21 protein-coding genes are annotated in these 21,621 nt (G+C 68.5%); 15 read left to right on the forward strand and 6 right to left on the reverse strand.

Going from position 1 to position 21,621, the window contains the following annotated elements; translation table 11 throughout:
- Positions 1–340 precede the first annotated feature (340 nt).
- Complete coding sequence (locus tag KIP79_RS10465) at positions 341–613, reverse strand: hypothetical protein (protein WP_214104519.1); 273 nt, start codon at positions 611–613, stop codon at positions 341–343.
- Between the two features lie 57 nt (positions 614–670).
- On the opposite strand from KIP79_RS10465, the gene KIP79_RS10470 reads away from it, so the two are divergent.
- A complete protein-coding gene (locus KIP79_RS10470; protein ID WP_214104520.1) occupies positions 671–1,360 on the forward strand; it encodes a response regulator transcription factor in 690 nt (229 codons plus the stop codon).
- 75 nt (positions 1,361–1,435) lie between these two features.
- On the opposite strand, the gene KIP79_RS10475 is transcribed toward KIP79_RS10470, so the two are convergent.
- Positions 1,436–2,728, reverse strand: a complete 1,293-nt coding sequence (locus tag KIP79_RS10475) for a HAMP domain-containing sensor histidine kinase (RefSeq protein ID WP_214104521.1) — start codon at positions 2,726–2,728, stop codon at positions 1,436–1,438.
- A 114-nt stretch (positions 2,729–2,842) separates the two neighbouring features.
- On the opposite strand from KIP79_RS10475, the gene KIP79_RS10480 reads away from it, so the two are divergent.
- The 8 genes from KIP79_RS10480 to KIP79_RS10515 are packed head-to-tail and all read left to right on the forward strand — an operon-like array spanning position 2,843 to position 11,685.
- Positions 2,843–3,370 (forward strand): hypothetical protein, encoded by a 528-nt coding sequence (locus KIP79_RS10480; RefSeq protein WP_214104522.1) that lies wholly within the window; start codon positions 2,843–2,845, stop codon positions 3,368–3,370.
- The gene (locus KIP79_RS10485) at positions 3,358–4,020 is read left to right on the forward strand and encodes an ABC transporter ATP-binding protein (protein ID WP_214104523.1); all 663 of its coding nucleotides are present in this window, start codon (positions 3,358–3,360) and stop codon (positions 4,018–4,020) included. Before KIP79_RS10480 ends, KIP79_RS10485 begins: the two co-directional genes overlap by 13 nt.
- Positions 4,017–4,658 carry an ABC transporter ATP-binding protein gene (locus tag KIP79_RS10490; protein ID WP_214104524.1) on the forward strand — a complete coding sequence of 214 codons (642 nt, stop codon included), beginning with the start codon at positions 4,017–4,019 and terminating at the stop codon, positions 4,656–4,658. The genes KIP79_RS10485 and KIP79_RS10490 overlap by 4 nt, the downstream gene beginning before the upstream one ends.
- On the forward strand, positions 4,652–7,177 hold the full coding sequence (locus tag KIP79_RS10495) for an ABC transporter permease (RefSeq protein ID WP_214104525.1): 2,526 nt from the start codon (positions 4,652–4,654) through the stop codon (positions 7,175–7,177). The genes KIP79_RS10490 and KIP79_RS10495 overlap by 7 nt, the downstream gene beginning before the upstream one ends.
- Positions 7,178–7,191: 14 nt before the next feature.
- Complete coding sequence (locus KIP79_RS10500; RefSeq protein WP_214104526.1) at positions 7,192–8,970, forward strand: glycosyltransferase; 1,779 nt, start codon at positions 7,192–7,194, stop codon at positions 8,968–8,970.
- The gene (locus tag KIP79_RS10505; RefSeq protein ID WP_214104527.1) at positions 8,931–9,644 is read left to right on the forward strand and encodes a response regulator transcription factor; all 714 of its coding nucleotides are present in this window, start codon (positions 8,931–8,933) and stop codon (positions 9,642–9,644) included. The genes KIP79_RS10500 and KIP79_RS10505 overlap by 40 nt, the downstream gene beginning before the upstream one ends.
- Positions 9,641–10,885 carry a sensor histidine kinase gene (locus tag KIP79_RS49345; protein WP_214104528.1) on the forward strand — a complete coding sequence of 415 codons (1,245 nt, stop codon included), beginning with the start codon at positions 9,641–9,643 and terminating at the stop codon, positions 10,883–10,885. Before KIP79_RS10505 ends, KIP79_RS49345 begins: the two co-directional genes overlap by 4 nt.
- Before the next feature lie 44 nt (positions 10,886–10,929).
- Positions 10,930–11,685, forward strand: a complete 756-nt coding sequence (locus KIP79_RS10515) for a COG4705 family protein (RefSeq protein ID WP_214104529.1) — start codon at positions 10,930–10,932, stop codon at positions 11,683–11,685.
- Between the two features lie 46 nt (positions 11,686–11,731).
- Here KIP79_RS10515 and KIP79_RS10520 read toward each other — a convergent pair whose 3' ends face one another.
- Both KIP79_RS10520 and KIP79_RS10525 read right to left on the reverse strand, forming a co-directional pair.
- Positions 11,732–12,241, reverse strand: coding sequence for an HAD domain-containing protein (locus KIP79_RS10520; protein ID WP_214104530.1), 510 nt, complete (start codon positions 12,239–12,241; stop codon positions 11,732–11,734).
- 200 nt (positions 12,242–12,441) lie between these two features.
- Positions 12,442–13,170 carry an NUDIX hydrolase gene (locus KIP79_RS10525; protein WP_214104531.1) on the reverse strand — a complete coding sequence of 243 codons (729 nt, stop codon included), beginning with the start codon at positions 13,168–13,170 and terminating at the stop codon, positions 12,442–12,444.
- A 168-nt stretch (positions 13,171–13,338) separates the two neighbouring features.
- On the opposite strand from KIP79_RS10525, the gene KIP79_RS10530 reads away from it, so the two are divergent.
- The 4 genes from KIP79_RS10530 (at position 13,339) to KIP79_RS10545 (ending at position 18,613) form a co-directional block, all read left to right on the forward strand.
- Positions 13,339–14,973, forward strand: coding sequence for an AbeC-like domain-containing protein (locus KIP79_RS10530; RefSeq protein ID WP_214104532.1), 1,635 nt, complete (start codon positions 13,339–13,341; stop codon positions 14,971–14,973).
- Positions 14,970–15,845, forward strand: a complete 876-nt coding sequence (locus tag KIP79_RS10535) for a 5'-methylthioadenosine/S-adenosylhomocysteine nucleosidase family protein (RefSeq protein WP_308169659.1) — start codon at positions 14,970–14,972, stop codon at positions 15,843–15,845. Before KIP79_RS10530 ends, KIP79_RS10535 begins: the two co-directional genes overlap by 4 nt.
- 12 nt (positions 15,846–15,857) lie before the next feature.
- Positions 15,858–16,499, forward strand: coding sequence for a hypothetical protein (locus KIP79_RS10540; protein ID WP_214104533.1), 642 nt, complete (start codon positions 15,858–15,860; stop codon positions 16,497–16,499).
- Between the two features lie 344 nt (positions 16,500–16,843).
- A complete protein-coding gene (locus KIP79_RS10545; RefSeq protein ID WP_214104534.1) occupies positions 16,844–18,613 on the forward strand; it encodes a bifunctional metallophosphatase/5'-nucleotidase in 1,770 nt (589 codons plus the stop codon).
- Positions 18,614–18,659: 46 nt separating this feature from the next.
- Here KIP79_RS10545 and KIP79_RS10550 read toward each other — a convergent pair whose 3' ends face one another.
- Positions 18,660–19,505 carry a helix-turn-helix transcriptional regulator gene (locus tag KIP79_RS10550; RefSeq protein WP_214104535.1) on the reverse strand — a complete coding sequence of 282 codons (846 nt, stop codon included), beginning with the start codon at positions 19,503–19,505 and terminating at the stop codon, positions 18,660–18,662.
- A gap of 99 nt (positions 19,506–19,604) precedes the next feature.
- Between KIP79_RS10550 and KIP79_RS10555 the strand changes: the two genes are divergently transcribed.
- Positions 19,605–20,369: an SDR family oxidoreductase gene (locus tag KIP79_RS10555; protein WP_214104536.1), complete on the forward strand. Its 765-nt coding sequence runs from the start codon at positions 19,605–19,607 to the stop codon at positions 20,367–20,369.
- A gap of 60 nt (positions 20,370–20,429) precedes the next feature.
- Entirely contained in the window at positions 20,430–20,885 is a 456-nt protein-coding gene (locus KIP79_RS10560; protein WP_214104537.1) for an SRPBCC family protein, read from the forward strand.
- Here the strand turns inward: KIP79_RS10560 and KIP79_RS10565 are convergent.
- Positions 20,835–21,587, reverse strand: a complete 753-nt coding sequence (locus tag KIP79_RS10565) for a hypothetical protein (RefSeq protein ID WP_214104538.1) — start codon at positions 21,585–21,587, stop codon at positions 20,835–20,837. The genes KIP79_RS10560 and KIP79_RS10565 overlap by 51 nt on opposite strands.
- Positions 21,588–21,621 lie beyond the last annotated feature (34 nt).

Consider the following 21,621-nt stretch of genomic DNA (forward strand, 5'->3'; position numbering starts at 1 on the left):
GGTCGATGAGCAGTAGTAGCAGGAGGTGCTGTATACGGTGCAGGAGGCCGCTGCGTCTGATTCCGGAAGAACTGCCGACAGCAGTTCATCTCTGAAACGAGCCAAAGTGCGCTTCATCGGATGATGTCTTCCTTCCTGATCGGAGTGATGTCGGGTTGAAGAATCTGCCGAACAACAACGCGGGTTTTCTGCTTACTTGCTCTCGTTGATGGAAGGCCCGGGTGCATACCTCCAGAGGTCGTCGTTTCTGCCCCACAGCCTGGGGTGGGGCCAGGGTCTGCTCGGGCTGAGCATCGGACACGCCGGTATAGATCGGGTATAGGCCCAGGTGGAACAGGCTTTACCGCATCGTCAGCTGCAACTTGCCGGTCTCGTCAGTTGTGTGGACCTCGACGCTCAGGGTGGCACCGTCCGGCAGTCGAAGATCGAAGATTGGGTCAGAGTTGAGCAGTTCGAACGCATCCAGCGCCGGCTCGTCGAGCCTGACCAGCTGTGCCTGAGCCTCCCAGGTACGCCCCTCGGAGCGGATCACCAACATCACCTCGAAGCTCGCAAGGCAAGTGATGGGATTCGCCCACCAATCCAGCCAAGCGTTGCTCTCGTAGACGTCCATGGTGAGCAGCCTTTCAGTGGACGGTGAGTCACGAGGACTGGCGCTTACGATCGATGCATGGCAGGTGCGAGTGTGCTGGTGGTGGAAGACGATCCGGTGATCGGGGCGGAGCTGAGTGAGGCCCTCGACGTCAACGGGTACGCTGCCACGCTGGCCACTGATGGGCAGGCGGCGATTGAGAGGGCCCAGTCTGCTGCGCCTGATCTTGTTCTGCTGGATCTCGGGCTGCCTGACCTGGATGGTGTGGTCGTGTGCCGGAAGATCCGGCTTGCGGTGCCGGAGGCGGTGATTGTCGTTCTTACGGCGCGTACCGAGGAGCTCGATGTCGTGGTCGCCCTCGACGCGGGCGCCGACGACTACCTGACCAAGCCGTTTCGGCTGGCCGAACTGATGGCCCGCCTGCGTGCGCACATGCGCAGGCAGGCGGTGATCCCGCAGGAACGGATGCTGACCGTGGGCGCGCTGCGCCTGGACCTGGCGGCGCGGCGGGCTTTCCTCGACGGGACGGAGCTGGCGCTGCGGCCCAAGGAGTTCGATCTGCTGGCGGTTCTGGCGGGCAAGGCGGGGGAGGTCGTCACCCGCGAGGATCTGATGGACCAGGTCTGGGACGAGAACTGGTTCGGCTCCACCAAGACGCTCGACGTGCATGTGTTCGCGCTCCGCCGCAAGCTGGAGGAACCGCGCGTGGAGGGTGGGGCGCCGAGGATCACGACGGTCCGTGGGCGGGGCTACCGTTTCGAGCAATGATCAAGGCAAACCGGGTAACAACAGATCAAGGCACCCCGGGTAACAAGAGATCACGGCCACCGGCTTAACAAGGGATCACAGCACACCGGGAAGTAGCAGGCTGAACACTGGTGGGCGGTCGCGTTGCAGGAGGAGGCGGCCTCCCTCGGCTTCGGCCAGTGAGCGGGCCAGGGCGAGGCCGATGCCGTGGCCGTCCCGGGGCATGCGGCCGAAAACGTCGCGGCCCTCGGCGACGCCCTCGCCCTGATCGCTCACGTTGACCGCTATCCCGGGCCCCACATCGGTAACTGTGAGCAGCACCTCCCCGGCGCCGTGGCGCATCGCGTTGTCGAGGAGGACGAGCAGGATCTGCCGGACCGCGGCCGACGACGCGGTCACCACGGGGAGGTCGCCGTCGAGCCGGATCGTCAGGCGGCGGCCCTGCCCGGCCAGCAGGCCGTGCCAGTCCTGGCGGACCTCCTCCACCAGCGCGGGCAGCTCGAGCGGCAGCCCCGCGCCGTGCTCGTCGCGGGCCAGGGTGACCAGATCCTCGATGATCGTCCGCATGCGCTCCCCGCGCGCCAGAGCATTCCTGATGGCCTCCGTCCGGTCGGCGGACGGGCGGGACAGCGCCGACTCCAGGCCCAGCATCAGCCCGGTCAGCCCGGTGCGGAGCTGGTGGGAGACATCCGCGCTGAATGCCCGTTCCCGGGCCAGCACCTCGCCCAGCCGCCGCGCGGTCGCCTCCAGAGCCGCTCCGGCCTGGTCGGCCTCCAGCACTCCTGATCTCGGCGCCCGTACGGTGAAATCCCCGTCGCCCAGCGCCTGCGCGGCCCGGGTCAGCCGTTCGAGCGGGGTGGCCAGGCGGCGGGCCAGGTAGCCGGCCATCGCCGCGGCCAGCCCGAGCGCGACGACCGCCAGCCCGCCCAGCACCAGCCACGCCTGGTGCACCCGTTCCGCCACCTCGTCGTACGGGGTGGCCACCCGGACGGTCAACGCGATGCCCTCGTCGGACGGGATGGGCGCGGTCACGGCGAGGTACCCGTCCTCGATCGTCTGGTGGGTGTGTCCGTCCCGGCTCAGGGCGGCGAACGCCGAGGTCGGCGGCCCGGCTCCGAACAGCCGCTTTCCCTGGACGGTGTACACCCCGGCCAGGTGCGTGGAGACGTTCTTCGGCAGCGTCGGCGGGTTCGGGTCGGTGCCGGCGTCGTCGGGGACGGTGGCGGCGATCCACGCGGCGTCCCGTTGCAGCGCGGAGGCCGTCTGGTCGCGATAGAGACGGCCGACCGACACCGCCAGCGGCGCCGCGAACAGCAGCACCGCCAGCGAGGTGGCGGCCACGATCGCGATCAGCGCCCGGCGGCGCAGCGGGGTCCCGGGGGGCCTCATGTCCGCATCGTCGCAGGTAGGAGGTTAACGTCCCGATAAATGCAAGGAGAAGGTGAACGTCGCGCTAACCATTCGCTCAGCGGGCGCTGACCCGGTCGTTCCTACGGTGCATCCATGGACGTACGACACACGGCGCTCGCGCTGGTCACCGTGGCCGCACTGGGGGCGTGCGGCGGGCAGCCCCAGGCCGCCCAGACCACCGTCCCAGCCGCGCACCCGACCGAGTCCAACCCCGTCGGCGACATCCCGGACGACACCGTCTTCCTCCCCTTCCGCCCCCAGGGCCAGGGCTACGAGGTCAAGGTGCCCGAGGGGTGGGCGCGCAGCGACCTGCCCACCGGCGCGACCTTCACCGACAAGCTCAACAGCGTTCGCGTGGAGCTCGGCGCCCCATCGGACCCGCCAGGCCGCCCCATCGACCAGAAAACCGTCAACCGCACGGGCGGCCAGGCCCGGCTGACCGTCTACCGCGTCGACAGCGCTCCCGACCCGGTGACCGGCAAGGTCGTCCTGGACGAGGTCGAGCGCTACGTCTTCGACAAGGGCGGGCGGCAGGCGATCCTGACCCTGTCCGGTCCGGTCGGCGCCGACAACGTCGACCCGTGGCGTACGGTCTCCGACTCCTTCCGGTGGACGTCGTGATCCTCCAGGCCGAGGAGCTGTACCGCTTCTACCGGTCAGGCGAGGAGGAGACCCGGGCACTGCGCGGCGTCTCGCTGACCGCCGGCGCGGGCGAGGTCGTGGCGATCAGCGGCCCGTCGGGTTCGGGCAAGTCGACGCTGCTCAACTGTGTGACCGGGCTCGACGACCCCGACGGCGGCTCGGTGCGGATCGCGGGACGGCGCATCAGCCATCTCCCCGAGGCGGAGAAGGCGCGGCTACGATCACGCCTGGTCGGCGTGCTGTTCCAGAGCGGCAACCTCGTCGGGCACCTGACCGTCGCGCGGAATCTGCGGCTGGCCCAGGCGCTGGGCGGGCGGCCGGACCGCGCCTACCTGGACGAACTGCTGGACCGGCTGGACCTGGTGGGCCTGCGCGACGCCTGGCCCAGCGCATTGTCGGGCGGCGAGGCCGCGCGGGCCGGGCTCGCGGTGGCGCTCGCCTGCCGTCCCGCGCTGCTGGTCGCCGACGAGCCGACCGGGGAGCTGGACGCCGGTAGCGAGGCGTCCGTACTCGACCTGATCAGGGACCAGGCACGCGAAAAGACCGCCGTCGTCATCGCCTCGCACAGCGCGGCCGTACGCAACCGGGCCGACCGGGTGGTCGAACTCGCCGACGGGCGGCTCGTATGACGGTCGTCGCCTGTCAGGACGTCGCCCGCACCTACGGGCGTGGCCACAAGGCCGTCGTCGCCGTACACGGGATCTCCTGCGGGCTCGGCCGGGGAGACCACGTAGCGCTTACGGGGCCGTCGGGCTCGGGCAAGACCACCCTGCTGCACCTGCTCGCGGGCCTGGATCGGCCCACCACCGGCACGATCGCCTGGCCCGACCTGGACGACGAGCCGCGCGGCCACGTGGGAGTGGTCTTCCAGGGCCCCAGCCTGCTGCCGCCGCTGGACGCCGCGGAGAACGTCGCCCTGCCCCTGCTCATCGCCGGGCAGCCGGCCGCGGACGCCAGGCTGCGGGCCCTGGCGGCACTCGACGCCGTCGGTGTCGGCGACCTGGCGGCCAAGCTCCCCCAGGAACTGTCCGGCGGGCAGGCCCAGCGCGTCGCCGTCGCCCGCGTCCTCGCCGGATCGCCGCAACTGATCATCGCCGACGAGCCGACCGCGCAACTCGACGCGCCGCTGGCGGTCCGGGTCGTCGAGTTGCTGGTGACCGTGGCCGAGGAACTGCATGCCGCCCTGGTCATCGCCACGCACGACGCGCGGATCGCCCAATTGCTGCCGGTTCACTGGCGCATGCGCGATGGAGGGCTGACATGCTGACCTGGCTCTGGCTGTACGGCCTGCTCACCCGCCGCGGCGCCCGGCTGGCGGTCGCGGCCGCCGGGATCGCGCTCGCCGTGGCGCTGCCCGCCGCGCTCGGCGTCTTCCTGTCGTCGGCCAAGACGACGATGACGGCTCGCTCGGTCGAGCGGGTGGCGGTCGACTGGCAGGTGGAGGCCCAACCAGGCGCCTCGATCACGACGCCCATGCCCGGCACGTTCAGGGAAGTGGACTTCGCCGCCTTCGACGGGCTCAGCACCCCGACCATCGACACCGGTCCCGGGCGCGCGCTGGGGCTGCCCGCCGACTATGCCGACGTCTTTCCCGGCCAGACACGGCTGCTCGCGGGCGACGCCACGGGCGCGTTGCTGGCCCAGCAGACCGCCGCCAACCTGCACGCCGAGCCGGGCACGACCGTGACCGTGCATCGGCGGGGCCGGCCGGACGCTGAGGTCACGGTGTCGGGCGTGGTCGAACTGCCCGAAGCCGACGCGCTGTTCCAGCGGGTCGGCGCACCCGCGGGAGCGCAACCGCAGGCGCCTCCGGACAACGTCCTGATCTTGCCGGCGGCCCGCTGGCACCAGCTCTTCGACGGCAGTGCGACGGCGCGCACCCAGTTTCACGTGCGCCTGGACCACCAGCTGCCGCCCGATCCCGCCGACGCCTATATCAAGGTGACCGGCGCGGCGCGCAATCTCGAAGTGCGGATGGCCGGCAGCGGGTTGGTCGGCGACAACCTCGGCGCGGCCCTGGGCGCCGCCCGCGAGGACGCGCTCTATTCACAACTGCTGTTCGTGTTCCTCGGCGTGCCCGGCGTGGTGCTCGCCGTCCTGCTCACCGCGTCGGTCGCCCGATCCGGGGCCGTACGGCGGGCGTCCGAGCAGGCCTTGCTCCGCGCCAGAGGCGCCACCCCGGCGGTGTTCCTGCGGCTGGCGCTGGCCGAGACCCTGATCGTGTGGGCGGCGGGCACGCTCGCCGGGCTCGGCCTGGCCGCGCTCACCGGGCCCGTCGGCGGATGGGGGGCGGTCAGCGCCGCCCTCGGCCTGGTTGTCACGTGCGCGACGGTGCTGCCTTCGGCGTTGCGGCCCGGCAGTGTGATCACGGGACGGGCGCCCGTCACCACCGGCCGGCCACCCGCCGCGCTCCGGTTCTGGCTTGATTTCGTGCTGATCGCGGCGGCTCTGGTGCTGTTCCGGCTGACCACCGGGCACCAGCTCGTCCTGGTGCCGGAAGGGCTGACGCAGATCTCGGTCGACTACTGGGCGTTCGCCGCGCCCGCGCTGCTGTGGGCCGGGCTGGGGCTGCTCGTCTGGCGACTGGTCCTGCTCCTGGTCGGGCCGGGCAGGGGACTGCTCGCCAGGCTCGCGGCGCCGCTGGCCGGCGGACTCAGCGGCACCGTCGCCGCCTCGATCGCCCGGCAGGCGGGGCCGATCGGCAGAGGCGTCACCGTGGCCGCGCTCGCCGTGGCGTTCGTGCTCTCCACGGCCACGTTCAACGCCACGTACCGGCAGCAGGCGAACGTCGACGCCGTGCTGACCAACGGGGCCGACGTCACGGTCACCCGTACCACGGCCACCGAAGGCCGGCTCGCCGGTGTGCCCGGTGTCTCGGCCGTCGAGCCGCTCCAGCACGGGTTCGCCTACGTCGGCTCCGACCTGCAGGATCTTTACGGCCTGCGCGCCGGCACCGTGCTGTCGGCGGCCCGGCTGCAGGACGCCTACTTCCCCGGCGACACCGCCGCGGGCGCGGTCGGGAAGCTCGCCGCCCGGCCGGACGCGCTGCTCGTCAGCCAGGAAACCGTCACCGACTTCCAGCTGCGGCCGGGCGACCTGGTACGCCTGCGAACCCAGGACGGCCAGGTCGTGCCCTTCCACTACGCGGGCGTCGTCGCCGAATTCCCCACGGCGCCGCGCGACAGCTTCCTCGTCGCCAACGCGTCCTACCTGGCCAGCGCCTGCCCCCGGTCGTGCGGGTCGACCACCTTCCTGGTCTCCACCGATGGCACGGCCCCGCACGTCGTCGCCGCCCGGCTGCGGGACCGGCTCGGTCCGAGCGCGGGCATCAGCGACCTCGACACGACGCGCCGGATCGTCGGGTCGAGCCTGACCGCCGTCGATCTGGGCGGGCTGAGCGCCATCGAGCTCGGGTACGGCCTGGCCCTCGTCGTGGCCGCGACCGGGCTGCTGCTGGTCCTCGGCTTCGCCGAACGACGCCGGACCTTCGCGCTGGCCCGCGTGCTGGGGGCCAGGCCACGGCAGCTCGGCGCGTTCATCTGGACCGAGGTGGCACTGGTCGGGCTCGGCGCGGCGCTGCTGGGGACGGCCGCCGGGTGGGCGGTCGCGCGCATGCTCGTGGCCGTGCTGACCGGCGTGTTCGATCCGCCGCCCGACCAGCTCGCCATCCCCTGGGGTCACCTGGCCGTCCTGGCCGGGCTCGGCCTGGTGGTGCTGCCTGCCGCCGGGCTCATCGCGCTGCGGGCGGCCCGCCGGCCGCCGCTGACGGTCCTGCGGGACCTGTGATCGGGGGGAATTTGTTGACCGAGAAGACCCGGCTCCTGCTCAGCACCCTGGCACTGGTGCTCGCCACCTCGCTCGGCTTCGCCGCGCGCACTTCCGGCTGGACGGCACGCGACTGGGCGTTCAGCCAGGCCGTCCAGTCGGCCCGCGCGCCGTGGCTGACCGGGATCGCGCAGGTGCTCGACATCGGGTTCAGCACCGTCGCGGGCACGATCATCGTGATCGCCCTGACGGCGGGGCTCGCGTTGGCCGGCAGACATGCCGATGCCGTCCGCACCCTCGCTGTCGTGCTGGCCGGCTGGGGGATCAGCATGGTCCTCAAAGTGGTCGTCGGACGGCCTCGGCCCCCCGTCCACCACGCCCTGCTGGGTGAACTGGGCGACAACAGCTTCCCCAGCGGCCATGTCTGCCTGACCCTGTCGCTGGCCATTGCCGCCGCACTGCTGATCCGCCGCCGCTGGGTGATCGTCGCCGGTGCCGTCGTGGTCGTGGCGCAGATGTTCGCACGCGTCTACCTGGGCGCCCACTACTTCACCGACACCCTGGGCTCACTCGTCGCGGCACCCGCCGCGATCGTGTTGGCGCTGAGCCTGGGGCGGGCACGCCGGCTCGGTGTACTGCTGCTGGGCCACGCCAACCGCCGCCGCGCCCGTCAGCCGGAACCGCCCGGCAGCCGGCAGATAAAGATCTTGCTGTTGCACGCCAACGGCATGGGCGGGACCATCAGGTCCGTCTACAACCTCGCCGCCGACCTGGCCACCGATCACGAGGTCGAGATCGTCAGCGTGGTGCGAACCCGGCCGGAACCGTTCTTCGCCGTACCGGACGGGGTCACGGTCACCTTCCTCGACGATCGCGTCGGACGGCGCCCGTGGGGCCTCCGCAGTCGGCTGATTCCCCGTGAGGAAGCCGCCTACAAGACCTTCTCGCTGCGTACCGACTGGCTGCTTATCCGGTTCCTGCGGGGGCTGCACGGAGGCGTTCTGATCAGCACACGGCCGGGGCTGAACCTGGTGACCGCCCTCTTCGCGCCGCCGGGCGTCATCACGATCGCGCAGGAGCACGTCGGCCTCGCCGCCCACAAGCCCGCGATCCGAGCGCTGATCCGCCGCAGGTACGGCCGCCTCTCCGCCCTCGTGACACTGACCGAGGCCGATCGCACGGCCTATCGCACGATCCTCGGCGCGGACGCCCGGCTGGAGCGCATCCCCAACGCCCTGACGCCGCTCACCGGCGGCCCGTCCCCCTTGGAGGCGCCCACGGTGCTGGCTATCGGACGGCTGACCAGGGTGAAGGGATTCGACCTGCTGATCAAGGCGTGGCAGCGGGTGGCCGCCGACTTCCCCGGCTGGCGGCTGCGCATCGTCGGTGCCGGTCCCCAGATGGCCCACCTCGCCACCGCCGTACGCGATCGTGAACTGGAGGACTCTGTGCAACTGCCCGGACCCATCGCCGACATCGGCGCCCAGCTCGACGGTGCGTCCGTGCTGGCGCTGAGCTCGCGGCACGAGGGCTTCTCCATGACGATCGTCGAGGCGCTGAGCAAAGGCGTGCCCGTCGTCAGCTTCGACTGCCCGAACGGCCCACGCGAGATCATCACCCAGGGCCGTGAGGGGCTCCTCGTTCCGGCCGGCGACACGGCCGCCCTGGCGGAGGCCATCGAGCAGCTCATCCGTGACCGTGACCGGCGCCTGGAACTGGGCGGCAGGGGCCTGCAGACGGCGAAGCGGTACGACCCCGGCCGCATCGGTACCGAGTGGCGGCGGTTGCTCGACGATCTCGCAGCGGCGGGCTGACCGTGCGCGCCGGGCCGCCCAGCGTGGCGATCGCCGAAGACGACCTGCCGCTGCGCGGTCTGATCTCGCGCGGCCTCCGGGAGGAGGGCTTCGACGTGCGTGTGAGCGTACCCACCGGGACCGCCCTGCTGCACGGCGTCCAGCAGACCCCGACCGACCTGCTGGTGGTCGACATCGGCCTGCCGGACGCCGATGGCCGCGACGTGGTGATGGCGCTGCGGGCGCGCCGCGTCCATGCGCCGGTGCTCCTGCTGACCGCCCGCGACGGGCTGTCCGACCTGCTTTCCGGATTCCGTGCGGGTGCCGACGACTACCTGGTCAAGCCGTTCGCGTTCGCGGAACTGACCGTGCGGTTGCACGCGCTGGCGCGGCGCTTCGCCCCGGCGGCCCCGCCGGAAGGGCTGCGGCTCGACCCGGCCGGGCACAGCATCACCGACGGAGAGCGCGCCGTCCGGCTCACGCCCACCGAGTTTCGCCTGCTGGCGCCGATGATGGCGCGGCCCGGCGAGGTCGTTCGCCGGCACGCGCTCATCGCCGCCGCCTGGCCCGACGGCGCGATCGTGCACGACAACACGCTGGACTCCTATGTCACCCGCCTGCGCCGCAAGCTCGCGGGGCTGGGCACGCAGGCGACGATCACCGCAGCCCGCGGCGTCGGATATCGGTACTCGTGATCCGCCGCCGCCTGCTGGCCGTCACCACCGCTTCGGTGGCCGCCGCGCTGCTGGTGCTCACCATCGGGTTCTGGGCGGTCCTGACTCGTGGGCTCGACCAGGACGCCGTGCGTGTGCTGCGCTCGCGCGCCGAGGCCACGATGACCACTGTGGAGGTCACCCCGGGGGGACTCGCGGTCGAGGATCCGCCGTTGGACCAGGTGATCGACGACAACGCGTGGGTGTTCGACGCGTCCGGACGCGTACTGGCCCAACCGCACGCCGGGGCCGACGTGACCCGGGCCGCCGCGGCCCTCAAGCCGGGCATCCAGGACGTGGGCGACGTGCGCCTGCTGGCCGTCCCCGCCCCGGCCGGGGGCACCGTCGTAGTGAGCGTGTCCCTGCGTCCCTACCGGGACAGCGCGCGAATCGCACTGCTGGCCGCCCTGGTGCTGGACCTGGCCGTCCTCGCCCTGGTGGTGGTGCTCACCCGGCAGGTGGTCAGGGCGGCCCTGCGCCCGGTGAGCGCGATGACCCGCCAGGCGCTGGAGTGGAGCGAGCACGACCTGGACCGCCGTTTCTCCTGGGGGCCGGTACGCGACGAGCTGACGGGCCTGGCCGCCGGGCTCGACGTCCTGCTGGATCGCGTCGCGATCAACCTGCGGCACGAACGGCTGCTCAGCGCCGAGATCGCGCACGAACTGCGCACCCCGCTCGCCCGGCTGCGAGCCGAGGCCGAGATCGCGCTGCTCCGCCCCCGGCCCGCCGCCGAACTCCGCGACGCGCTGCGCGGCGTGGTCACCCACACGGGCGAACTGAGCCACGTGGTCGACACGCTGCTGGGGTTCTCCCGTACCGCCCTCACCTCGGCGGGGTGCAGGATCGGGGACGCGGTTCAGGGCCCCGGTGTGGACTTCACCTGTGACCCCGGGCTGCGGGTGAGCTGCGAGTCCGAACTGGTCACCCGCATCCTGGCGCCACTGCGCCACAACGCCCTGACGTACGGCTGCGCGGAACGCGTCACGGTGGCCAGGGACGGATCGGCCGTGACCTTCACCGTCACCGACAGCGGTCCGGGAGTGCGGCCCGGCGAGGAAGAGCTGATCTTCGAGCCCGCGCATCGGGGGAGCGCCTCGCATCTGGCCGAGGGCTCAGGGCTCGGCCTCGCCCTGTCCCGACGCCTGGCCAGGGCGAGCGGCGGCGACGTGACGGCGGTCGCGGGCGCCGGCGGCCGCTTCGTGGTGCGGCTGCCGCTGGCCTGAACGCAGTCAGGATGATTTCAGGCGGCCGATGTGAGCCTGCGACCATGAGAATGCTCAACAAGGTCCCCCAGGTCACGATCTTCTTCTGGATCATCAAGGTGCTCTGCACGACGGTCGGCGAGACCGCCGCCGACTTCCTGAACAGCAACCTGAACCTGGGCCTGACCAACACCACCTACGTCATGGCCGCGCTGCTGATCGCGACCCTGGTCATACAGTTCGCGCTGCGCCGCTATGTGCCTGGCGTCTACTGGCTCGTGGTCGTCCTGATCAGCGTCGTGGGCACGCTGATCACCGACAACCTCACCGACAACTTCGGCGTCCCCCTGGAGGCCACGACCATCGCGTTCGCGATCGCCCTCGCGATCACGTTCGCCGTCTGGTACGCCGTCGAACGAACACTGTCGATCCACAGCATCCGTACGCCGCGGCGCGAGGCCTTCTACTGGCTGGCGATCCTGTTCACCTTCGCCCTCGGCACCGCCGCCGGCGACCTGGCAGCCGAGTCGCTCAGCCTCGGTTACGCCCTGTCGGCCGTCGTGTTCGGCGCGGCGATCGCCCTGGTGGCCATCGCCCACTACGGCTTCAGGTTGCAGGCGGTCGCCGCGTTCTGGCTCGCCTACATCCTGACCCGCCCCCTGGGCGCCTCGATCGGCGACTACCTGTCCCAGCCGTCCGACGACGGCGGCCTGGGCCTGGGCACGATCGTCACCAGCAGCCTGTTCCTGGCCACCATCCTGGGCTTCGTCCTCTACCTGAGCCTCAGCCGCCGCGACGAGATCCCGGCAGCGGCACGCTGACGTTCAATCCACGACCAGTCCGGTTCGCGCTCTCGTTTGGCCAGGCTCAGGGGCTCGCCTCGCCGAGGGTGGCCAGCCAGTCGGTGGCCTGGCGGAAGTGGGCGTCCTTGATGCCGGTGGAGGCGCCGATGTGGATGAGGCGGAAGCGGTTGACGTTGGGGTGCTGGTTGAGCCAGAGGCGGTCGTGGCGGGACAGGTCGTCGTCGAACCAGATGAACGGGCGGCCGGCGACGTGCTCGGCGACGGCGGGGGTTTTCCGGCAGCAGCCGGGTGGTGTCAGAGTTTTGGTCTTGGTGACTTCGATGACCGGTAGCTCGGGCAATCCGAGGATGGGGCCGACGGCGCGGTTGGCGTCGTGCTCCCAGGTGGTCGCCCAGGTCAACTCCGCGCCGGTCGTCTCGGCGAGCTCGAGCAGTTTCGGTCCGTGGGCGGGGTTGAGCCAGAGGTCGAACGCCATGCCGTCGCAGGTGAGGTTGTGATGTTGCCAGTCTTCGCCGGGACGGCGGAACGGGTTCAGCACGCCGTCGACGTCGAGCAGGATCAGCGGGCGGTTCATGCGGCGGCCTTTCGGAGTCGGGCGGGTGTTCTGCCACGCGGTCGGCTAGGACCAGGCGTCACGGCCAGTGAGTTCGCCTGCGGGCAGCGTTTGCAGCCTTCTGACCACGGTGGTGGTCACGGATTCGCTACGAGTTACAAGGTGGATGGCGCAAGTGTGGGGAAGTTTGGGAGCGAGTGAGCGTCGGAGGTCCGCTCTGGCTAGCGGGAAGCTGACATTCCGCCCGACCTCGTCAATGGCGGAGTGAGTGTCGCGGCGAGACCTCGGCGGAACAGGGCGGCAGGGCGTCCGACGTCGGGGAGCCGTCGTTCACCAATGGGCATGACGAAGCCCTGGGTCTTCATGACCTTGCGGCGGAAGTTGCTGGGATCAAGGGGGGCGCCCCATACCGCCTCGTATATTTGGCGCAGGTCGGCGATGGTGAAGGGCTCCTTGCAGAAGGCGGCGGCGATCGTGGTGTGCTCAAGCTGGGACCTGGCCCGCTCCAACCCGTCACGGAGGATCTTCTCGTGGTCGAAGGCGAGGGGGGTCTGTCCGTCGAGGATGGAGGACACCGGGGTCCAGTGGGCGGCGGACGCGTCGGTTCCCGCCTGGGGCATGGGGAGATCGGGGCCGAGCGCAAGGTAGGCGATGGAGATGATGCGTCCACGTGGGTCGCGACCGGGGTCGCCGTAGGCATGTAGTTGTTCCAGGTGCAGGCTGTCGCCGACTACTCCGGTTTCTTCTCGTAGTTCCCGCCGGGCGGCCGCGTCCAGCGCCTCGCCATCACGAACGAACCCGCCGGGCAACGCCGTTTCGCCACGGTAGGGCATGTTGCCGCGCTCGATCAGTAGAACCTGGAGTCGGCCACCGCGCACGGTGAAGATCACCAGATCCACTGCCACAGCCAGGGAGGTGGGCGGGCGGCGTCGGTGGACTGTATTGCTCATTGCCATAACCCCATTAAAGGTCCAGTTGACTCTAAGTGCCGACCGTGCTTATGGTCAGATTTACCTTAATGACTACCGGGAGGGCTCATGGCCCGAGCACGCACGGTACGTCTCGAGAACAGCACAGGGGCGGTCAACTCGAAGGCGACACAGTACCTATGTGCTGGCGTGTACCTCGATCGTGAATTCCGCGAGATGGTCATCCGCCGTGTCTACAACGACTCCAAGCACATGGTCGCGCCTTCCTACGGCTTCGATCTGGTGCCGGTCGTCGTGCACGCCTGGCGGGCGTGGCGCCTGGAAACACTGAAGTGGGCGCTGATCCTCGCTATCCTCCTTGGCGGTTTTGCAGGGGCACCCGCGGTGGCCGTCGCCGTAATGGCGTTGTTCGGCCTGTGCTGGTCTATTGCCGTCGCGGTCAGAAGCGCACTGGTCGCGGTACCGCTGAAGGCCAGAGAGCGCGCGGACCGGTTCTTACGGCGCGCCCGCTGGCACAGCCAGTCGAACGATCTCGCCGAGCATCTCCGTTCCCTGAAGCTTGCCTGCACCGGCAGTGGTGTCCTGATCGTGGTCGTCCCCGTGATCTCTGGCGTGGCACAGATTCCGCTGCCCCAGTTACTGCAGCAAGCAGCGATCATGGGAATGTTGCCCATTCTCGTCGCGTGCGGTTGTGGTGCGGCCCAACGCAGCGCGTTGCATCAAACAGCCAAGGGCCGACTGCCCTCGCCGGACAGTCGCCGGTATCGGGTGATCGACGAACAGCAGCACCACCCGTTTGTTATTTATAGCAGGCCCTCAATGGAGGAGCCGGATCCGGATAACTTCCGCGAAATCCTGGCACTGGATGACTCGCGTAAGCCATTCGTTGGTGCCGGACGGCTGATCCATCGCTGGAACCCGCCACTCAACATCCACCTGTTGAAGGAGGGCAAGGGCAGCATGGCGGATCGGGAGTTCGATCCGCTCCCGTTCAAGGCGCACAAGCTGGTCAACCATCTGAAGTGCGAGATGCAACGGCTCGACGGGCAGGATGACGCCACCAGCCTTCCCGGATTCGGAAAAGCAGACCGTATATATGTAGCGGAGGCCGATGTCGACTCCGAGCGCGACTGGCTGCAAGGCGAGCCCGCTGCGTACAAAATCAATGAGATTATTGATCGGCCATTCGACCGATTCCATCACTTCCTCGAAATCCGTACGTCGGTAGCCGGTGAGCTGGTCACCACCGTGTTCCTTCGCACCACAGTCAAAGGGCGCGCGCTCAGCCTCGACTTCGCCGCATGTGCGCTGACGCGTACGCCGGACGAGTATCACATTCTCGACGAGTACGGCGAAGACGGAGTCACCGCCGTCCTCCGGGCGGCGGCCCGGTCCCTTACCGAACTTCCCGCCGACATCATGCAGGCGTGGCGCCTGATTCGCGTCCCAATCGTCCTGTTCGGAGCGTTCAGAGCACGGCGAAGCCGCGTTCTCGACCCCAAACGGGGTGTGAAGATCGGAGCAAAGCTGAGTGTGCGGGAAGAGAAGCGCATGCCGTGGGAGTCGGCTCAACTCGACCGAACGCTCATCTCCGACCATGTGAAGCTCATCGAGGACCGTCTGTTGAAGGTGGCAACCGAGTTCCTGCGCGAACACCAGGTCGACGTATCGGAGTTCGAGGAACGCGCTACCAGCATCATAAATACCGGGATCATGAACTTCGGTGAATCGATGACCGTCAACAACTCTGCGGTCGGCGCCAACGCGGTGAAACTCGATTTACCCGAATCCTTTGGCAGCGTATCAGGAGGAGGTCACACGTGACCGGACAGTTCAAGAACAGCGGAATAATCAATCAGGGCGGCTCCATGATCATCAACGGCACCGCGATCGGTGACGGGGCCGCGGTTGTCCACCAACATCCGTCAGCGGCAACCGTCAGCAGACGCGCGGACGTTGGCGTGATAACGATCAAACCTTTGGAGGCAACGGCGGTCGTGGAGGCCTTCGGGCTCGAACGTGAATCCATGAACGGAGTCCAATTCTGGCTTGGAACAACCGACCTTCGAGGGGTAGCCACCAGGGTGGCGATGATACTTTCGCACGGTCAGGGCCAGCGATCGACGATGGCCGCGTTCGAGAATCTCAGGGAGACCTTCCGGCCGGCTGTCATCGCACTCGTCGGTATCGGTGGCGGGTTCTACCCGGATGTCTCAGCGGGCGACGTCGCCATAGGGACGCGCGCTGTATACTACGACCTTCGAAAGGAAACCGCTGACGGGGTCCAGCGCAGAGGCGAGGACCGTGAGACGCCTGCCATAGTGGTAAATGCCGTAAACAGCTTCTTCGTCGACTATGGTGAACCGGCACGGTTCGCGAGCGAAGATGACGAATTTCGCGTTATTTCCTGCATTATTGGAACGGGCGACGCCGTCATTGCGGATGCGGATTCCGAGATCAGGAAGTATCTTAAACACTACAACGACAAGGTTTCTGTGGTTGACATGGAAGCCGGCGGCCTGGCCCAGGCATTTCACGAGCGCGGTAACTCGCCCCAGCTGCGCGGTTGGGTGGTGATCCGCGGGGTTTCCGACCACTCGGACAAAGCTAAGGACGACGCCCTGCAGAAAACGGCCGCCCGGCACGCAGCCGAGGTACTGCGGGTACTGATTCCCTACCTTCCCTGTCGCTCCTGACCGGGAGTCCCGATGACAGAGTTCATGATCGGGGTGGTGAGTTCGCTTGTCGCTACCGTGCTCGCGGTAGTGGGCGGTATGGTGCTGTCGCCTCGCGTGCGCTCCTGGCCAACCTTGCTTCTGTCCAGATTCACTGGCCTGGGGATCTCCCGGGTACATCCACGACAGCGTGTCGCCGCCAACGATCTCACGAAAGAGCTGAGCAAAGCCCGCTGGGTACGGGTGCTCGCCGGCCGAGGAAATGAACTCACCCGCGACGGGTTCGCCGCTCTGTGGGAAGACACGGGACGCCGCCTGGAGTTCGTTCACGTGCTGCTTCCCGACACCGACCATCGCTCCGCATCATGGCTGGATTGGCGTGAAGACGAGATCCGGCGTATCGACCCTGGCTTCTCCCGGGGAATGCTGGCCGAACAGGTCGACATCAACGCCGGCTACATCAGCGAGGTCGCCGTCGACAGGAACAACATCGAATTGCGTCGCTACAACCTCCCCAACCTTCACCGAATAGTGATCACCGATCGCGTGGCGTTTCTCACTCTCTACCGCCGGGCGTCCCACGGCCGTGACTCGTCCTGCATCGTGGCGTCTCGCCCTGGCCTGATGTATGACTATGCCCTCCAGCTCTTCACCACGGCCTGGGACCATGTCTAGGCGAGTGCTTGAATTGACCGGTTCGTATTCATCTGTCCCGAGCTATTGGCGCACACCTTTGGTTCGATTCGGGAGAGGTGTAGATGCCGCGCACCCAGGTCGACCGACCTCGTCCGCGACAGTGGCCCCGGCAGCCACAGGCCGAAGTAGGTCACGCGGCGGCTACTGAGTGTGGTGTGGTGGCTTTTCGCGGGGCTCGCTGGCCGCTCGCCGTTCGTCCTGCGGCCATCGGGAGAGCCTGCGGCGCATCCAGGTCCATGTGCATATCTACCGATTTATCCTCAAATGTCCTGTTAATGAATGTGTGACTCTTTGGTGATTCCGCATCACTAGAGTCACGTCTTATGTCTTCAGTACTAGGCCGGACCCTCGTCGCCGGCGTCGCCGTTGTGGTCGTTGGGGTTCTCTCGTCCGGGGTTCCCGCATCCGCCTCCCCCGACCACACGGTGAAGGTCACCGTGATGGCCAGTTCCGACATCCACGGAAACGCTCTCAACTGGGACTACTTCAAGAACATGGAGTACGACGACAGCGCGCACAACGACGTGGGGCTGGCGAAGATCTCCACGTTGGTCAACCAGATCCGCGCTGACCGTGGGGCCGATCACACCCTGCTCTTCGACTCCGGGGACACCATCCAGGGGACCCCGCTCGACTACTACTTCGCCAAGGTCGAACCGATCACGGAGACCGGCGCGACCCACCCGATGGCCAGGGCCATGAACGCCATCGGGTACGACGCCGTGACGCTCGGCAACCACGAGTTCAACTACGGGCTGCCCCTGCTGGCCACCTGGGTCAAGCAGATGAAGGCCCCGGTGCTGGGCGCCAACGCGGTGTCGGTCAAGAACGGGCGGCCGGCGTACCAGCCGTTCATCATCAAGACGATGAACGTCAAGGGCGAGAAGCCGATCAAGGTCGGCGTGCTCGGTCTCACCAACCCGGGTGTCGCGATCTGGGACAAGGCCAACGTCGAGGGCAAGCTCAAGTTCCTCGACCTGGTCGACACCGCCAAGAAGTGGGTGCCGATCATCCGGGAGAAGGGCGCCGACGTCGTGCTCGTCACCGCGCACGCCGGCGACAACGGCCTGTCCTCGTACGGCACCGACCTCCCGGTGGAGAACGCCTCGGCGCTCGTCGCCGAGCAGGTGCCGGGAATCGACGCCGTCCTGTTCGGCCACGCCCACAACGACGTGCCGCAGCGGTTCGTCACCAACAAGGTGACCGGCCAGCAGGTGCTGCTCACCGAGCCTGGCCGGTGGGGTCAGCGCCTCTCGGTCGTCGACTTCAACCTCACCAAGCAGCGCGGCAAGTGGACGGTCACCGGCAAGTCCTCGACCACGCTGAACACCAACACGGTCGCCGAGGACCCGAAGATCGTCAAGCTGATGAAGGAACAGCACGACAAGACGGTCGCCTACGTCAACCAGGTGATCGCCCAGTCGAAGGAGCAGCTGTCGGCCACCGAGTCGCCGTACAAGGACACCCCGATTCTGGACTACATCCAGAAGGTGCAGACCGACGTGGTCAGCCAGGCCATCGCGGGTACGGCGGACGCCTCGCTGCCGGTGCTGTCGATCGCCGCGCCCTTCAGCCGGACCGCGGTCTTCCCGGCGGGGCCGGTGAGCGTCCGTGACATGGCGGGCCTGTACGTCTACGACAACACGCTGCTCGGCATCAAGCTGACCGGCGCCCAGATCAAGGACTACCTGGAGTACTCCGCCAAGTACTTCGCCCAAGTGGCTCCCGGCGCGCCGATCAACCTCGCCACCCTCACCAACGCGAGCGGCACCCCGGACTACAACTACGACCAGCTGTCCGGCGTCCACTACGACATCGACATCTCCCAGCCGGTCGGTCAGCGCATCGTCAACCTGACCTACCAGGGCAACCCGGTCGCGGCCGGTCAGCAGTTCGTGGTGGCCATCAACAACTACCGGCAGTCGGGCGGCGGCGGCTTCCCGCACGTCACGACCGCTCCGGTGGTCTACAACGCCCAGGTGGAGATCCGCCAGGCGCTGATCGACGCCGCCAGCGCCTCCGGCACGATCGACCCGGCCAACTTCGCCGACCTCAACTGGAAGCTCGTCCGCGAGGGCGTACCGGTCTTCTAGGCATGGCGTAACCCCCGCCGGTCAGCTGGATGCCCCGGCGGGGGTTTCACCGGGAGGCGGTGAACTGCTCCTGGCCCAGAACGGCGAGTAGTTGCAGCTTCTCGTAGCCCTCGGTGCGTGGCGGAGCGGTGAGGACGAGCAGGGCCTGGGACTGGTCCTCGGTGAACAGCACCTGGCAGTCCAGTTCGATCGGGCCGAGTTCGGGATGGATGAGGATCTTGTGGTCCGCGAAGCGCTTGGCCACCTCGTGCCGGTCCCACAGGCTGGCGAACTCCGCGCTCACCTTCTGCAGCGCCCGGACGAGTTCGCCGGCCCTGGACTTGGGGCCCATCGATCCGTAGGCGGCTCGCAGGTTCGCGACCTGGGCCTGGCTCTGCCTGTCGCGGTCGTCCTCGGGGTAGCGCAGCCGTTCGGCGGGATCGGTGAACCAACGGTAGATCTCGCTGCGGGCGAGCCCGGTGTAGCCGGACCTGTCGCCGAACAGGGCGGCGGCCATCCGGTTCTGCACCAGCGTCTCGCCCAGGTTGGACAGGATGAGAGCCGGGGTGTCGTCCAGGCGGTCGAGCACCCGCAGCAGCGCGGGGGCGACGTGCGTCGTGGTCGCCGTAGACGCCGGGGGGTTGTGTCCGGCTATCTGGAACAGGTAGTCGCGCTCGTCGCCCGTCAGCCGTAGCGCGCGGGCGAGCGAGGCGAGCATCTGCTCGCTGGGCTGGGGGCCGCGCTGCTGTTCGAGCCGCGTGTAGTAGTCGGTCGACATCGCGGCGAGGGCCGCCACCTCCTCGCGCCGCAGGCCCGGGGCGCGGCGGCGGGCGCCAGAGGGAAGCCCGACGTCCTTCGGCTGGAGCGCCTCACGGCGGCGGCGCAGGAAGTCGGCGAGTGCTCCGCGGTCCATGTGTTCAGTATCCGCCCCCCGCGCAAACGAACCAGGGATCGCTGATCCCCCGATAAGCGCTCTCTGCACACGCGGCCGCCCGCCGCGCAGGCTGGGCACATGGAAATCTCTGGAAACACCGTCTTCATCCCGGGCGCCACGAGCGGCATCGGCCTCGCTCTCGCCCTTGCGCTGCGGGACAAGGGGAACACGGTCATCGTCGGCGGCCGGCGCGCCGAACTGCTTGAGCGGATCGCCGCGGAGCACCCCGGCGTCGACACCGTGCGGATCGACACGACCGATCCCGCGAGTATCGCCGCCGCGGCGAACGAGGTGCTGGCCAGGCACCCGAATCTCAACGTCCTCGTCACGATGGCCGGGATCATGCGGGTCGAGGACTGGCGCAAGCCCGAGTCGTTCCTCGCCTCGGCCGAGTCGGTCATCACCACCAACCTGCTCGGCCCGATCCGCCTCATCGCCGCGTTCATCCAGCACCTGACGGAGCAGCCGGACGCCACCATCGTCACCGTCTCCTCGGGCCTGGCGTTCGCGCCGCTCAAGGTCACACCGAGCTACAACGCGTCCAAGGCCGCGATCCACATGCTCAGCGAGTCGATCAGGCTGCAGTTGGCCGACACGAGCGTGCGGGTCGTGGAACTGGAGCCGCCGTCCGTCCGTACCGCGCTGCTGCCCGGTCAGGAGGACAGCGAGTTCGCGATGCCGCTCGAGGAGTTCGTGGCGGAGGTCGTCGCGCTGCTCGAAGCCCAGCCCGACGCGAGGGAAATCCAGGTCGAGCGCGTGAAGTTCCTGCGCTACGGCGAAGCGCGCGGCGACTACGACCAGGTCGTCGCGACGCTCAACGCGTCCGACCCGCACGGCAAATGACAGCCGGTTCCGGCTAGGTTGATCACGACCTGTCCTGTCATGTGAGGAGTCCCTGGCCCCATGGCCTCCATCCGGCACGAAATCGTGATCGACGCGCCCCCCGAGCACATCTGGGACGTGCTGCGCGACGTCGGCGCGGTGCACGAACGCCTGCTGCCCGGCCGGGTCAGCGACACCCGGATCGAGGGTGACCAGCGGTTCCTGACCTTTCCCGACGGGCATGTGGTCCGTGAGCTGATCGTCTCGATCGACGATGACGCCCGCCGGCTGGCCTACTCCGTCGTCGAGGGCGCGCGGCCGCCGACCGAGCACCACCATGCCTCATTCGAAGTCCGGTCTGAGGGGGATGGTGCCGGTCGGCTGATCTGGACCACCGATGTTCTGCCGCACTCGCTCGCCGCCGAGTTCCGCATTCGCATCGAACGCGGAGCGGCGGAGATGAAGCAGACGATCGAGGCGGCGAGGCTATTCGTCGGGCAGCAGGTACCGCCAGGAGAGCACGAAGACCGCTCCTGAGCTGGTCTTGAAGAGCGCCTTGCCGTACTCCTGGCCGGCGGGAACGGCCTTGATGAGCGCGCCTGACGCTGCCTCGTCGAGGTCCTGCTGCCAGATCGGCTCCACCGTGCCTGACGGCTCCGGGACCCCCGCCGGCCACGCCTGCGGTGTGCCCTCCGCCGAGGCCGCCCCCTCGGCGACCATGCGGACGCGGGTGGCGGTGTAGTCGGCACCCTCCGTGGTGGCCCGGCTCGCCAGGCCGTCCATCAGCTTCTTCGCGTCCGAGAGTTCCTTCGGGTAGTAGTCCGCGACCTGGTCCAGCGCGGGGACCCGTACCTCCAGCATCTTTCCGTCCTTGGCCCGTACGCCGAGGATGGTGGTGGGGATGTCGGTCACCATCGGCGCGTCCGGTTTCGGGGTCGCGGTCGGCGGCTGGCCGGTCAGGTACTTCTCCATCGACGCGACGGTCTCGTCCACCTGCGCCTTGGTCAGGTCGAGCTTCTTGGTCGCGTCAACGATCACCAGACCGTCGCTGTACACCACCACCCGTGGCGGACGAAGCGCGTTCATGGTCGCGGTCACGAACCCGCCTTCGGCCCCCCACAAGGCGACCGGCTGCGCCGGCCCGTCCTCGGCGGCGACAGCAGTCGTGTCCGGCCCCGTTCCCCCGCAGGCGGCGACCAGCGACAACGTGGCCACAAGGAAGGTCATTCTCAGTCTCATGCCCCAGAAACGTAAGCCCCCCTCATGTGGTTCA

The organism is Acrocarpospora catenulata (genome assembly GCF_018476525.1).
Taxonomy (GTDB): Bacteria; Actinomycetota; Actinomycetes; order Streptosporangiales; family Streptosporangiaceae; genus Acrocarpospora; species Acrocarpospora catenulata.